This window comes from Sphingobacteriales bacterium (assembly GCA_016719635.1).
GTDB lineage: Bacteria > Bacteroidota > Bacteroidia > Chitinophagales > JADIYW01 > JADJSS01.
Genome location: JADJYT010000003.1, coordinates 108,401 through 122,534 on the forward strand (window position 1 = coordinate 108,401; position 14,134 = coordinate 122,534).

14 protein-coding genes are annotated in these 14,134 nt (G+C 41.9%); 9 read left to right on the plus strand and 5 right to left on the minus strand.

What is annotated here, in order from left to right; translation table 11 throughout:
- From IPM95_07245 to IPM95_07270, 6 genes are all read left to right on the plus strand, one after another.
- Window positions 1-1,644: a hypothetical protein gene (locus IPM95_07245; protein ID MBK9329096.1), complete on the plus strand. Its 1,644-nt coding sequence runs from the start codon at window positions 1-3 to the stop codon at window positions 1,642-1,644.
- Between the two features lies 1 nt (window position 1,645).
- On the plus strand, window positions 1,646-2,020 hold the full coding sequence (gene secG / locus IPM95_07250; GenBank protein MBK9329097.1) for a preprotein translocase subunit SecG: 375 nt from the start codon (window positions 1,646-1,648) through the stop codon (window positions 2,018-2,020).
- Window positions 2,021-2,192: 172 nt separating this feature from the next.
- A complete protein-coding gene (gene mgtE, locus IPM95_07255) occupies window positions 2,193-3,551 on the plus strand; it encodes a magnesium transporter (GenBank protein MBK9329098.1) in 1,359 nt (452 codons plus the stop codon).
- Window positions 3,552-3,635: 84 nt separating this feature from the next.
- On the plus strand, window positions 3,636-4,736 hold the full coding sequence (ychF, locus tag IPM95_07260; GenBank protein MBK9329099.1) for a redox-regulated ATPase YchF: 1,101 nt from the start codon (window positions 3,636-3,638) through the stop codon (window positions 4,734-4,736).
- Between the two features lie 75 nt (window positions 4,737-4,811).
- Complete coding sequence (locus tag IPM95_07265; GenBank protein MBK9329100.1) at window positions 4,812-4,919, plus strand: 30S ribosomal protein THX; 108 nt, start codon at window positions 4,812-4,814, stop codon at window positions 4,917-4,919.
- A 138-nt stretch (window positions 4,920-5,057) separates the two neighbouring features.
- Complete coding sequence (locus IPM95_07270) at window positions 5,058-6,236, plus strand: glycosyltransferase (protein MBK9329101.1); 1,179 nt, start codon at window positions 5,058-5,060, stop codon at window positions 6,234-6,236.
- 2 nt (window positions 6,237-6,238) lie between these two features.
- Here the strand turns inward: IPM95_07270 and IPM95_07275 are convergent, their stop codons facing one another.
- Window positions 6,239-7,396 carry a DUF4105 domain-containing protein gene (locus IPM95_07275; protein MBK9329102.1) on the minus strand — a complete coding sequence of 386 codons (1,158 nt, stop codon included), beginning with the start codon at window positions 7,394-7,396 and terminating at the stop codon, window positions 6,239-6,241.
- Window positions 7,397-7,501: 105 nt separating this feature from the next.
- Between IPM95_07275 and msrB the strand changes: the two genes are divergently transcribed.
- Window positions 7,502-8,047 (plus strand): peptide-methionine (R)-S-oxide reductase MsrB, encoded by a 546-nt coding sequence (gene msrB / locus IPM95_07280; protein ID MBK9329103.1) that lies wholly within the window; start codon window positions 7,502-7,504, stop codon window positions 8,045-8,047.
- Between the two features lie 8 nt (window positions 8,048-8,055).
- On the opposite strand, the gene lgt is transcribed toward msrB, so the two are convergent.
- Window positions 8,056-8,880: a prolipoprotein diacylglyceryl transferase gene (gene lgt, locus IPM95_07285; GenBank protein ID MBK9329104.1), complete on the minus strand. Its 825-nt coding sequence runs from the start codon at window positions 8,878-8,880 to the stop codon at window positions 8,056-8,058.
- Between the two features lie 281 nt (window positions 8,881-9,161).
- Between lgt and IPM95_07290 the strand changes: the two genes are divergently transcribed.
- Both IPM95_07290 and argG read left to right on the plus strand, forming a co-directional pair.
- Complete coding sequence (locus IPM95_07290) at window positions 9,162-9,836, plus strand: GNAT family N-acetyltransferase (protein MBK9329105.1); 675 nt, start codon at window positions 9,162-9,164, stop codon at window positions 9,834-9,836.
- A gap of 100 nt (window positions 9,837-9,936) precedes the next feature.
- Entirely contained in the window at window positions 9,937-11,130 is a 1,194-nt protein-coding gene (gene argG / locus IPM95_07295; protein ID MBK9329106.1) for an argininosuccinate synthase, read from the plus strand.
- Window positions 11,131-11,137: 7 nt separating this feature from the next.
- Here argG and IPM95_07300 read toward each other — a convergent pair whose 3' ends face one another.
- The 3 genes from IPM95_07300 to IPM95_07310 all read right to left on the minus strand — a co-directional run bounded on the left by IPM95_07300 (window position 11,138) and on the right by IPM95_07310 (window position 14,134).
- Window positions 11,138-11,764, minus strand: a complete 627-nt coding sequence (locus IPM95_07300) for a Crp/Fnr family transcriptional regulator (GenBank protein MBK9329107.1) — start codon at window positions 11,762-11,764, stop codon at window positions 11,138-11,140.
- A gap of 265 nt (window positions 11,765-12,029) precedes the next feature.
- Complete coding sequence (locus tag IPM95_07305) at window positions 12,030-12,629, minus strand: Crp/Fnr family transcriptional regulator (GenBank protein MBK9329108.1); 600 nt, start codon at window positions 12,627-12,629, stop codon at window positions 12,030-12,032.
- Between the two features lie 119 nt (window positions 12,630-12,748).
- Window positions 12,749-14,134, minus strand: a complete 1,386-nt coding sequence (locus tag IPM95_07310) for a 2-oxo acid dehydrogenase subunit E2 (protein MBK9329109.1) — start codon at window positions 14,132-14,134, stop codon at window positions 12,749-12,751.

The following is a 14,134-nucleotide window of genomic DNA, read 5'->3' on the forward strand; positions in this document are numbered from 1 at the left end:
ATGAATATTCAGATGCATCACATATTATCCAATCCTGCTTCCTTACATGAAATGCCGGATGAATTGCTGCAAGGCTGGATACAAAAATATCCGTATGTCGCATTATTCCAGTTAGCCGGACTGAAGAGGAAAAAAAATTATTCAGAGAAAGAACTGCAGCATACCGCTTTCTTCTTCAACAACAGAGAGAAGTTGTATTCGTTGTTAAAAGAAAAAACGATTGCACCGGCTCCCCTCCCAATTATTGAGAAATCAATGGCTGTAACTGAAACAGAAAAACCGGCACCGGAAATAACGGAAGACATTGTAATTCCGGCACCGCATATCGAGACTGCGGAAAGTAAAATGGAAGAAAGTCCTATTTCTGAACCTGTTGTGCTGCAAGATGCTGTTATCGAAAAGGCAACGCCGGCTCCAGACACGGTAACCATAACGGAAGAATTCAAACCGCTTTCCATTGCAGAACAGATATTGGCAGAGATTAATAAAATAAAGGAAGAGAGGGCTCATAAGACAGATACTGCGAAAACTGAAATAATTGAGACGCCAAAAACAGTATCAGAAAAAAAAGAAGGTATACCTGCAGAAATTTTGAGTGAAACGCTGAAAGATATTCAGATTATTGAAACAACCGACAGAACCATTCTGGTAGAACCTGTAGCAGAACGTGAAGAAATCAAATTAGATGCAGCCAAGGACATTGCCATCATTCAGAAAGAAACTGTCATAACTTCTGATTTGCCGGATATTGAAAAAGCGGCTGAAACAACAGCCATTACACCTCCTGAAATTCCTGTCACTGATGGAAGGTCTGCCAAACAGATTTCTCCCATTATAAAAGAGAATGATGAATTGGGTGTTTCCGCGGAATTATATCCTGAACCACTGTTGGTTCATATCGATAAATCTACGCTCCTGAAAGAATCCATTCCAGAAAAGAATTATCCGGAACAAACAATCATCCAACCTGACAGTAATGTTATACCTGTTTATATAACTACAACAACAGAAACTGTTCATCCAGAAAAAACCACTGAAATTTTAACAGAAAACAACTTATTTATTCCGGAGGTGGAAGAAGATATCATCGAAACACACATTGAAACTGAAATCATAAGCGATAAAGTCACCCCGGCTGAAACTATTGCCCATCATTCTTACTCTGAAGTGGATGACACGCTTGCTACCGAACTGCCGGTTGTAAACCGAAAACTGGATGAAACGGACTTAAAAGAACCACATACATTTGTGGAATGGCTGCAGCTGATTGACGGAAATCTACCTATTCAGAAAACAGAGGAACCCAAAGAAAACACGGATTGGATAGAAATTCCAAGGTATGAAGTGGAACAGGCTATTGCTAACAAACAATTAAATAATCAGGAAGAAGCAAAACTCTTTGAACCTAATTTTGAAGAAGGTGAAGTGGATCTATTTCATGAGATAGATGAAGAAGTGACTAAAATAGCCTCAGAATCAGTGAGTTTTAAACAAGATATGATGACGGAGACATTGGCTAAAATTTATATGAAGCAAGGCAAGAAAGACAAAGCAGTAGAGATTTATAACGCACTTCGCTTGAAATTTCCCGAAAAAAGTAGTTACTTTGCAGGCCTTATTGAAACAATAGAAAAAAAAGAATAATATGTTTACCTTTCTTACCATACTGATAATTGTAGTCTGTCTGTTTATCATCCTGATCGTTTTAATTCAAAACCCTAAAGGCGGCGGATTGACCGGAGGATTGGGAAGTGCGGCATCCAATGTGATTGGTGTACAAAGTGCCGGTGACGTGATGGAAAAAACCACCTGGGGCAGTGCCATCGTATTACTGGCCTTGTGTGTGCTGACCGCCTTCGTCGTGCCTAAATCCGGAAGCAAAGAACAAATCAAGACACTGACGGAAGAAGCTGCCAAGATGAATGTTCCGAACGTAACACCTGCCACTCCTGAAGCTCCGGCACAACCGCAACAGCAGCAGCAACCTGCCAGCAATCCTTTATCACAGCCGGGAAAATAAGCCTAGACCAGGATGGTTTCCTCTATACCTTTTAAAACTTAAAGTTTTACTTCTTCCCTTTCTTCTTATACGTCTGTAACAGTAATTATTATTGAAACATTCTGGAAAAATCAGTCGAAATACCCTATTTTTACCCTTGATATTTTCCAAACTTATTTAGTGTCTATTGTTTATGGAAATCAGCAAAGAGGAACTGATAGCAGATTTGCTCAAACACGAGCAGCCCTTCTTTGATGATTTCAGTACAACGGAATTAGCGGATTTCCTGAATGATTATCCGGAATACGGCAATAAAATCATCGAAAACCTGCCGCCCCACCGGGCTGTAAAAACATTGAAATTTCTGGATCTTAAACTGCAGAAGAAACTCATACATACCCTGCCATCCAGTAAAGTCGCCACACTGGTTCAAAACATGCACTTCGACGACAGAACGGCATTGCTGAGCGAACTCACCAGTGAATCGGTCAAAAAGCTGGTATTGTTTCTGCCACATGAAGACAGGATTGAAACATTATCCCTCTTAGGCTACCCGGAAGACAGTGTCGGCCGCCTAATGAACCCCGATTACATTGAGGTGAAGTCAAACTATACCGTTCAGGAAGCGTTGAACAAAATCAGAAAATACGGAAGAGAAATTGAAAACATCAACTTCATCTATATCATCGATGACAATGAAAAACTGATTGATGATATCAACTTAAAAGAACTGCTCATTGCATCTCCGGACACACGCCTCAGCAACCTGATGGACACCAAGCATCTGGCACTGCATGTTACGGATGACCAGGAAAATGCCACTTCCGTATTCCGGAAAAACAACCGGGCCGTATTGCCTGTAGTGGATGACAATGGAGTACTGCTGGGTATCGTCACCATCGACGACATTTTACGGGTACAGAGTGAAGAAGATACGGAAGACATCCAGAAAATAGGTGGATTGGATGCTCTGGATGAACCCTATATGAATACCTCCTTTTCCGAACTGATGAAGAAAAGAGCTCCCTGGCTGGTTATCTTATTCTTAGGAGAAATGCTGACCGCCACCGCCATGAGCTTCTTTGAAGATGAAATATCCAAGGCGGTAATCCTGGCGCTCTTTATTCCATTGATTATTTCGAGCGGCGGCAATTCCGGCTCGCAGGCTTCCACCCTAATCATCCGCGCCATGGCACTGGGTGAGATTACGTTTGAAGACTGGTGGCGCGTCATGCGCCGAGAGATTATGAGCGGTCTGGTGCTGGGCACCATGCTTGGCATAATTGGATTCCTCCGTATAGTATTGTGGTCTTCCGTATCACCCATCTATGGTGAACATTATATCCTGGTAGGATTTACAGTAGGCATCACTTTGATCGGCGTTGTTCTTTGGGGAACATTGTGCGGATCCATGCTGCCCATCCTGTTGAAAAAGATTGGTGTCGATCCCGCTACCTCCTCCGCTCCTTTTGTAGCTACACTGGTAGATGTTACCGGATTAATCATTTATTTTTTAGCGGCATCCCTTATATTAAGCGGTACGCTGCTTTAAGCATCAAATATTAAGACCTTCATAATCTACTATTCCTTTCCTTTTTCGTATTTTTGCAACTCAATTTTTAAATAATACATTTTCATGGGATTACAATGCGGCATCGTAGGATTACCAAACGTTGGAAAATCAACTCTTTTTAATGCAGTCAGTAACAATGCGAAAGCACAAGCCAGCAACTACCGGTTTTGTACGATAGAGCCCAACGTAGGCCTGGTGGATGTGCCGGATGACAGGCTGAATAAACTGGCAGAAATTGTTATCCCTAACCGCATAGTCCCAACCACCATTGAATTTGTAGATATTGCAGGCTTGGTAAAAGGTGCCAGCAAGGGTGAAGGATTGGGTAATAAATTCCTGGCAAACATCCGCGAAGTGGATGCAATCATTCATGTCATCCGCTGTTTTGAGGATGAAAATATTCTGCGCGAAGAAGGCGCCATCAATCCGGTTGGAGACAAAGACATTATAGATACGGAGCTGCAGCTGAAAGACCTCGAAAGTGTCGAAAAGAAGATTTCAAAAATCCAGAAACAGGCAAAAGTAGGTAATGATGCGAAAGCGAAACATGAATACGACGTTCTGCTTCAATGCCAGCAATGCCTGAGTGACGGAAAAAATATCCGCTCCCTGAATTTTTCAAAAGAAGATAAGCTGCTCTTTGCAGACTTATGTTTCCTGACGGATAAGCCCGTTTTATATGTAGCCAACGTAGATGAAGCATCTATTCTGACGGGCAACAAATACTCCGAAGCACTGACTAAAATGGCGCAGGAAGAAGGTGCGCAGGTGATTGTACTCAATAACTCGGTGGAAGCGCAGATTTCCGAAATGGAAGAGGAAGATAAAGCTTTATTCCAGTCGGAATATGGCTTGACGGAACCCGGCTTAAACAGATTAATCCGTACTGCCTATCAGTTATTAAACCTTATCACCTATTTTACCGCCGGCGTACAGGAAGTACGTGCCTGGACCATCCATGAAGGCTGGAAAGCACCACAGGCAGCCAGCGTCATCCATACGGACTTTGAAAAAGGGTTTATCAAGGCAGAGGTTATCGGATATGAAGATTTTATCCATTACAAAAGCGAAGCGGCCTGCCGGGAACATGGTAAATTACGCATCGAAGGGAAAGAATACATCGTAAAAGACGGCGATGTGATGCATTTCAGGTTTAATGTGTGATAAAGTCAGATTGCGGGTATTAAATAATTTTGTATCTTTGTAACATATAATTAGTCATTAAAAAAATAACTCAACATGGGACGCGGTGATAAAAAAACAAAAAAAGGAAAAATTTTTGCAGGGTCATTTGGTAAAGCAAGACCTCATAAAGCAAAAAGCACAAAGGCTGCAGCTAAAAACTAACATCCGCTTTTGAACCTTAAAAAAATGCCTTACTGCTTTCAGTCAGGCATTTTTGGTTTTAAACGGTGTTTCTGGAATTATTAAGTAATTTTTCACAATTTCTATTAGCTGCTGTCACTATTTTTACCCTTGAATCCGATGGAAGCCAACCACACAAGCCTTAAGATAGCTCAGGTCATTGATGTTTTCGAGAATTCCCTCAACGGCGGCGGCATTTCCACACATCGCTTCACCAAATTACTGCGACAACATGGCCACCATGTCATCGTGATTGCCAGCGGAGAAGAGTCCAACGATAAGGTGGCACTCCAATCCTATTATCCGCCTATTCCATTCACCAAAAGAATTTTAGAACGAATGAAATTTGTATTCGCGAAACCGGATGAAGTGAAGATGGAACAAGTTTTCTCACAAGTGGATATCATTCATAACCAATTTCCATTATGGCTGGGAATGGCAGCCGTTCGTATCGCCAACAAGCTAAACAAGCCGCTTGTATCTACCTTTCATGTGCAGGGGGAACAGATTATGCACAACGGTGGCCTGACTCATCCTTTTTGGACTAAGCTCATTTACCATTACTTCGTAAAGTACATCTATAACAAATCAGATATTGTCATCTGTCCGAGCAGATTTGCCGAACAGGAAATTAAACGATATGGACTCACACGCCCGACAGTAGTCATTTCAAACGGCGTCACCTCTGATTATAAAAAGATAGATTTACCCAAAAGGTACCCGGATAAATTTACCATACTGACAGTTGGCAGAAATGCTGCTGAAAAAAGACAGGAAATGATTATCCGTGCCATTGCAGCCTCCGGATTCAGAGACAATATACAAATGGTCATTCTTGGAGACGGACCGCAGCGTAATGCGCTTGTGAAGCTAAGCAATGATTTATTGAACGGAAGGGCAGAATTCAATCTGGTGCCGCAGGATAAGTTAATCGGATATTACAATTCCGTTGATTTATATGTACATACTTCCGCCATAGAAGTGGAATGTATGACTGCCCTGGAAGCGATGGCCTGCGGGCTGCCTCTGCTGATAGCCGATTCTGCACTGAGTGCCGCCAAACAGTTTGCATTAAATGAAACGTTTCTCTTTAAAACACAAACCGAACTGACAGAAAAGATTGACTATCTCTACACCCACAGGGAAGAGCTGACACATGCCGGCGAACAATACCTTAATTTGTCCAGACAATATGCGATAGAGAATTCGTATCAGAAATTAACCGATACCTACAAAAAGGTCTTGAAGATGCGTAAAATCAGAATCACCACAGAACATGCGGTATTACAGGAAGTATAAAATTACCCGAACCATCTTCGTTTGAAGTCATCTTTTATCGGTACCGGCAGGAAAATGGAAGAAAATAATACCGCTATAAGTATCAATGGAATGACTGCGGTGTGATATGTCTGCGGATTAGCCCACCATCCTATCAGCAATACGATCAATAAGATACGATAGGCTTTGATATAGGATATTGACCAGGCCGGCGGACTCTTTTTCAGCATAAAAAGGATAAAGGGAATATTTAAAGGCATAGCCCATAAAATATTAAGGTTCCATTTGGTCGAATGATGGTCGGTAAAGAACCACATGAAAACAAACAGCCAACCCAACAACCCTAAAATGATAAAATACAGCACGGGAATAAGCTTAACACGTGCAAACAATCTCGTCTTTATCTGAATGATCAGTATCAATGCAAACAATATCCAGAACAATAGCCCGGGTGTGAACCACTGTCTGGGATGGTGTTCCGGCACCACATCCAGTATAAGATGATTACCTGAAACCAGTGGTTTCCCGTCTACGGTTGTGCCATCAAATAGCTGCATCAGTTCATCCGGTAAAAAGGTTCTTCCAAAGCCGGCCTTTTGGTCTGTGGGAATACCGATCAGCAGGTCCATTCCTAAATCCAGCCACTCGTCTTTGGCGTTCCTGTCAATCAATTGCCTGTAAGAAGATACATCGTCCGTATCTGCCTTATATTTCCTCACTTTGAACAACGACAGGATCACATTCCTTGGGCGGGTGGAGCAGTTGTCAAATAAAAAATCATACTTATAATATTTATTATCCTCGCGTGCATTAATCGTCAGCAGTTCAAACAATCGCTGTTTTTGCTCCTGCGTCAGATTTAAGGGCTGTTCCCGTATCCATCTGTTCTCTTCCCGGTAACTTTCTTCAAACATAGGGTAACTTTCTATCGACTCATAATACATGAGTTTACCACGAATAAATTTCATCAGAAAACCCGGCTCACCAAAGCTGAATGTACCATAATTGTACACGATATCCCATCCTAAAATAGAATCCTTAATACGGATGGCAGTATGACCGAAATTCCGGTAAATTTCTCCATCCGCCCTTCCAACAGTCAGCAAACTCACCTTTGAATACGAAGAAAGCGCCGGGACTTTCATATCTTCATCATACCCAGACGCCCGGTTGAAAAGCATAAGAAGGATTAAAAGATACAGTATCTTAACAGGATTCCGATTCATGGAACGAATATAGTCATAAAACTTTTTAATAGAAAAGACGTTTAGTTCAAATATACCTGTATGAAAAAATTACCTTTGTTATTGCTTATAATATTAGCTTTGGCATTGACAGGCCTAACCTGCAAGTCGGGGCATAAACCTAAAAAAATAACGAGTTCAACTGTTGCTTTACCTAAAACAATGACACCTATGGATACCACACCTGTATTAAAAACCGAACCGGAATGGAAGCAGATTCTAACCGATGAAGAATACGCTGTTTTACGGCAGGCCGGCACCGAGCGGCCGTTTACCGGCAAATATACAGATGCGGATGACAAAGGCAATTACTACTGTAAGGCCTGCGGCAATCTGCTGTTTACATCAGAAACAAAATACCATAGCGGGTGCGGATGGCCGGCATTTTATGATATCGCGGGAAACAGCGCGGTAGAAACAAGAATGGACCACTCACACGGCATGACAAGAATAGAAGTGGTCTGTAAAAGATGCCAGTCGCACTTAGGACATGTTTTTGAAGACGGTCCGAGAGATAAAACGGGATTGCGTTATTGCATCAACTCCATCAGTCTGGATTTTAAGGGAGACAGCACGAAACAGAAATAGGAACACTTCTAAGCTTTTACTTCCTCCGGCTTTCCATACTTGTAAGATGCCCAGAAAATAACCAGGGAGATGAAGACAAAGGGAAAACTCAGCCACTGACCGTGATTCAGTGTCACACCCAGCATGGTCAGCTGGTTTTCGTCCACCTTCCAGAACTCTAAAAAGAATTTGCCGGCAAACATCATAAACAAAAATATGGCCATTAAGCTACCTTCACGCGGCTTATAGTTGGATCGGATATATAGGATCAGTACCACCACAAAAATTATATCATACAGAAACGCCTCAAATAATTGCACCGGTACTCTTGGCATGGTTTCTCCCAAACGCTCGAACACGACTCCCCAGCTTCCGTCCGTGTAATCACCCACAATTTCGGAATTGAAAAAATTGCCGTAGCGGATAAAGGAACCACCGATGGCGGTAGGAATGGCCACCCTGTCAATAATCCAGAGAAAGGATTGATCCGGGTGTTGCCTTTTATATAAGAACAAGGCAATAGGAATGGCAATAGCCGCGCCGTGACTGGCGAGTCCTCCTTTCCATATCTGCACGATTTCCAGGAGATTCTGGCTGTAGTAATCCCATTGGTAAAAGAAGACATGACCTAAGCGTGCGCCAATCAGTACGGCAAAAAACATATACATCAGCAACTGGTCCGCACCTTCCGTATCTTTCTTTTCCTTGTTGAAAATCCAGAACAGGATATTATACCCCAGAAAGAAAGCGGCACCATACAACAAGCTGTACCAGCGAATGCCGAAATTTTCCGATATCATAAAGATTTCCGGACGGATATTCCAATGTATGACAAAAGCCATTAAACTGTTCATGCGTATAAATTATGCGCCAAAGGTAGCAATTAATTTCATTTAGACCATACCGGCACCCGTATGGCCAAAAGTTAATTAACGTAAAAAGACACACTGAATAATTAAACCATGAGGAGTGAAGAAAATTAGTTGAATTAAATCTTTAATCAGATTACTGCTTAGGATTCTTTCACAACAGCTGCAGACTCCGGCTGCTATTTTAAAACATAACATTCAATTTACAAATTGCTCTATATTTTTGTTAAGACAAAATGTTAATACATTAAAATGCGTTACCCAAATTGAAAAAATCACAGGACAAATTCAATGTGCAAATTGCCACTGCTGAGCACGTTAGTTTCGCCCGGGAATTAAGCCTGTTATACGAAGATTCCGCCAAAAAACGAGGCACCGGTATCGCCAAACGGGATCCGGAATACATCATCGAAAAAATCCTTCAGAACAAAGCCATCATTGCCACCACACACAGCAACCAGCTCGGCGGATTTTGTTATATCGAAACCTGGGAAGGAAAAAACTATGTTGCCAACTCAGGGTTGATTGTCAGGGAAGAATACCGCCATCACGGACTCGCCAAAAAGATAAAGAAGTTTGTTTTTGATTATACCCGCAAAAAATATCCGCAGGCAAAAATATTCGGTATCACCACCAGTCTTGCCGTCATGAAACTGAACTCCGATTTAGGATACAAACCGGTAACATTTTCAGAACTCACGCAAGATGATGCTTTCTGGAGCGGCTGTAAAAGCTGTATCAATTTCGATGTATTAACCCGCACTGGTCGCAAAAATTGTTTATGCACCGGAATGCTGTTTGACCCTAAGGATGAGAAAAAAAAGACGTTTGTGAAAGCGAAGAAAGTGGAAAAGAAAATTCCTGCAAAACTAAAAACGCCGAAAGCGCAACGCATCCGGGTGGTAAAGACCGCCGGAAAAAGTAAAGCGAATAAAAAATAGCCAGCAACGTCATTGCGAGGCAGGCAGCAATCTGTTGCTGATGGGATTGCTTCACTCCGTTCGCAATGATGCCAGGCGATAATACCTAAAAAGAACAACTATGAGAAATAAAGTGGTTTTGGCATACAGCGGCGGTTTAGACACCTCGTATTGTGTTAAATACCTGACACAAGAAAAGAACCTGGATGTTTACGCCATCACGGTCAATACAGGCGGTTTTACGGACGAACAGCTGCAAGCCATTGAGACCAGGGCAAAAGAGCTCGGAGTAAAAGAGTTTGTGGTACGCAATGTCGTCAAAGACTATTATGAAAAATGCATACGTTACCTGATATTTGGGAATGTATTGAAAAACAACACCTATCCGCTTTCCGTCAGTGCCGAACGGGTGTTTCAGGCTATTGCAGTAGCGGAGTATGCCAAAGAGATGGGCGCCGCCTACATTGCACACGGCAGCACAGGTGCAGGCAACGATCAGGTTCGCTTTGACATGGTATTTAATATTGTAATGCCCGAAGCTGGCATTATCACTCCTATCCGGGATAACAAACTTTCCCGCAAAGAAGAGATTGCTTATCTGAAAAAGCATGGTGTGGAGATAGATGCAAAGAAAGCGGCCTATTCCATCAACCAGGGAATATGGGGAACGAGTGTCGGCGGAAAAGAAACACTGGCATCGCGGTATACCCTGCCGGAAGAAGCCTATCCGACCCAGGTATCCAAATCAGCGCCGGAAGCTGTTGAACTGGAGTTTGAACACGGGGAACCGGTCGGGATAAATGGAAAAAGATATGACCATCCCACGGAAGTCATTTACGAATTGAATCATCTCGCTGCTCCGTTTGGCATCGGCAGGGATATGCATGTCGGCGACACCATCATCGGCATCAAAGGCAGGGTGGGATTTGAGGCGGCTGCTCCTTTAATCATTATCAAATCACACCATCTATTGGAGAAACATACGCTGACCAAACAACAGCTGTTCTGGAAAGACCAGTTGAGTAACGTGTATGGCAGCAACCTGCATGAGGGCTTGTTTTACGAACCGCTGATGCGTGACCTGGAAGCATTCTTAGGTCATACTCAATCGCAGGTAAGCGGAAAGGTATTTATCCGGCTTCTGCCGTATCGTTTTGAGCTAACCGGTATCGAATCTCCTTTTGATCTGATGAGCAGTAAATTTGGCAGCTACGGCGAAATGAATAACAGCTGGACCGGCGATGATGTAAAAGGTTTTGCAAAGATATTTTCCAATCAGATGATGATCTGGAACAAGATTCATTCAGAGAAGTGACAGCGGATTATTTCTTGGAGAAATTACTTTTATCATACTTCGCACGTATACTGCTGAGTGTTTCCGGTGTCATGCCTAAGTAATTGGAAATCTCTTTCAGAGATATCCGGTTGGTCAGATCACCAAACTGATTCACAAATTCGTGATAGCGTTCTTCGGAAGAAAGAGATTTGAAAATAAATAGATTCTCTACATACTTGCTGTGAAATAACTCCAGATTGACACGGTACAAACGCTCCACTTCATGTGACTGGGCACACAACGCCTCTAAATCTGCACATCTTATGCGGAGCAGTGTAACATCTTCTATAGACTCGTAAATATGTGTTCCCGGTTTTTTTGTTAGGTGAGAAAAGTTTCCACCAAACAAACCACCTTCTTTTTCAAATCGCTCGATGACCGGCTTATCATTCTTATTAAAATACACCTTTATGATTCCTTTATAGATAAAATAAAAATACTCCGCAACCTCCCCTTCATTGATGATGACTGTGTTCTTCTTATACGAAACCAAATCAAATAGACTGACAAGCAATTCCAACTCCTTTTGCTCTATGCCTGCTGCAGCATTTAGGAATCTCCACAGAAACTCTTTGGCTTCTGCTTCGGTGTGTTTGTTGGGATATCTAATCATTGTTTACTCTGCAAAGTTAAACGATTCTGTTTTACCCCAACAGCAGATAAATTGCTTAATATCAAAAAGAATAATTTACTGAAAAATTAACAACAAATTAAGGATATAAAAAAAAGTGAATTATTTTTTCACCTGGCCATACAATCAGCCTTAATAATTAAAAAAATTAAAGTAATTAAGCAGCTTCCTGTATTTTAGGTAAAAAACAGAAAAAATCAGTACTATTAACAATACACAATGGAGGGTCCGTTAAAAACAGAAAAAATTAATGTTTTGACCTCAGCCTGCTGAGCGTTTCCTGTGTCAGACCTAAATAAGAGGCAACATACCTTAGCGGAACACGATTTAATAAATCCGGATGTTGTTTTAGAAACAGCTGATATCTTTCTTCCGCCGACAGAAACATGACATCAAACGAACGTTTCATAAAACTGGAGAAGTAGGATTCTACCATTTTTCTGCCCACATGCTCCAGCGCATGGTATTTTTTATAATATGCTTCTAAAACGGCATATCTTACTTTAAGCACATTGCAATCTTCCAGGGCTTCGTAATTACTGAAATTCTTTTGCCCGGACAACAATGTGTATGTTGCGGCAAACACCATATTTTCTTTTATAAACCATGTTGTTATTTCTTTATCTTCCTTTACATAATAGATTCGTACAATTCCATTGCAGATAAAATAAACCATATCAGAAAAATTACCGGCTTCCAGTATTATCTCCTTTTTGGTAAATTTATCCGGCGTAAATTCATCCACCAATTCATTTAACTCATCCAATGGGGTATTTGGACCCAGGAAAAGAAAATAATCCCTCAACTGATTTTTCGCTTCTTCAATATTCAATTTGGGTTTTTGCATTTAAGAAAACCTTTTACGTTATTTAAAAAACGGAGTGTTTCGGTATTCTTTTTAAAAAAAATAGGATTAAGGCCACAAGCAAAAAGGAATAGTATCGAACACTTATCAAAGGCAAAATGCTAAATTTCTTGATATAAATCAAACTTTTCCAGATAATCTGCCACTTTTTTTACAAAAAGCCCGCCAAGCATACCATCTACCACCCGGTGGTCATAGGTATGTGACAAGTACATCATATGCCGGATAGCGATAACATCCTGCCCATCCACCTCTATCACAACTGGTTTTTTGGTGATGCTTCCCACTGCCATAATGGCCACCTGAGGCTGGTTAATGATAGGTGTCCCGATTATATTTCCGAACGTACCGATGTTGGAAATTGTATAGGTTCCGTCCGAAACATCATCTGCCTGCAGCGAGTTGGTGCGTGCTTTCTGAATAATGGTGCTCATCGTTTTTGCAATACCCAGCAAACTTTTCTGATCTGCATTCCTGATTACCGGTACAATCAGATTACCGCTCGGCAATGCTGTAGCCACACCGATATTGATATCCTTCTTTTTTATGATCTTATCGCCGTCCACACTTACATTGATCATCGGGAAATCTTTAATCGCTTTTGCAATAGCTTCCACAAATACAGTCATAAAAGAAAGACTGAACCCTTCCCGCTTCTGAAAAGCATGCTTGTGTTTCTCTCTCCATTTCACGATATTGGTGACATCACATTCCACAAAGGAAGACACATGCGCGGACGTTTTGATCGAGTTGACCATGTGCTGGGCAATCAGCTTTCGCATCCTGTCCATTTCAATGATCTCCGTATTGGATGAGCCCGCAGCTATGGATTCGGTTTTCATATCCGCAGCCGTACTGACAACCACCTTCTGTTCCGAAGCTGCCTCTTTTATCTTTGGTTCAGCAACCAGCTGTCCCTTCCTTTTCTTATCGACATACTCTAATATATCTTCCTTTGTTACCCGACCATCCACCCCACTGCCTGAAATGGTTTCCAGCTCCGGCATGGAAATATTTTCCACCTGAGCAATATTTAAGACTAAAGGTGAATAATACCTGTTAGCAGATGATACCGGTGCCTGAACGGTTTGTCTGGCTGATGCAACCGTTTGTTCTACTTTCTTATCAACCGTTTCCTCTGATTTATCAGCCGCAGGTCTTTCCACCTTTTCATTTTGCTCTACAGGTTTTTCAATTGGCACCACCCCTTTTTTCTTTTCCGGGATAAATTGTGCCGGCATCTCTCCTTCCACTTCCAGAATAGCCAACGGCTCACCGACTCCTACAACAGCATCCACACCATACAACAGTTCTTTTATGACCCCACTGACAGGACTGGGCACTTCGGAATCCACCTTATCGGTAGCCACTTCCAGAATCACGTCCTGCTCGTTCACCGTATCGCCCACTTTCTTATGCCAGGCAAGGATAGTAGCTTCAATCACACTCTCGCCCATTTTAGGCATCAACAATTTATATTCTCCCAT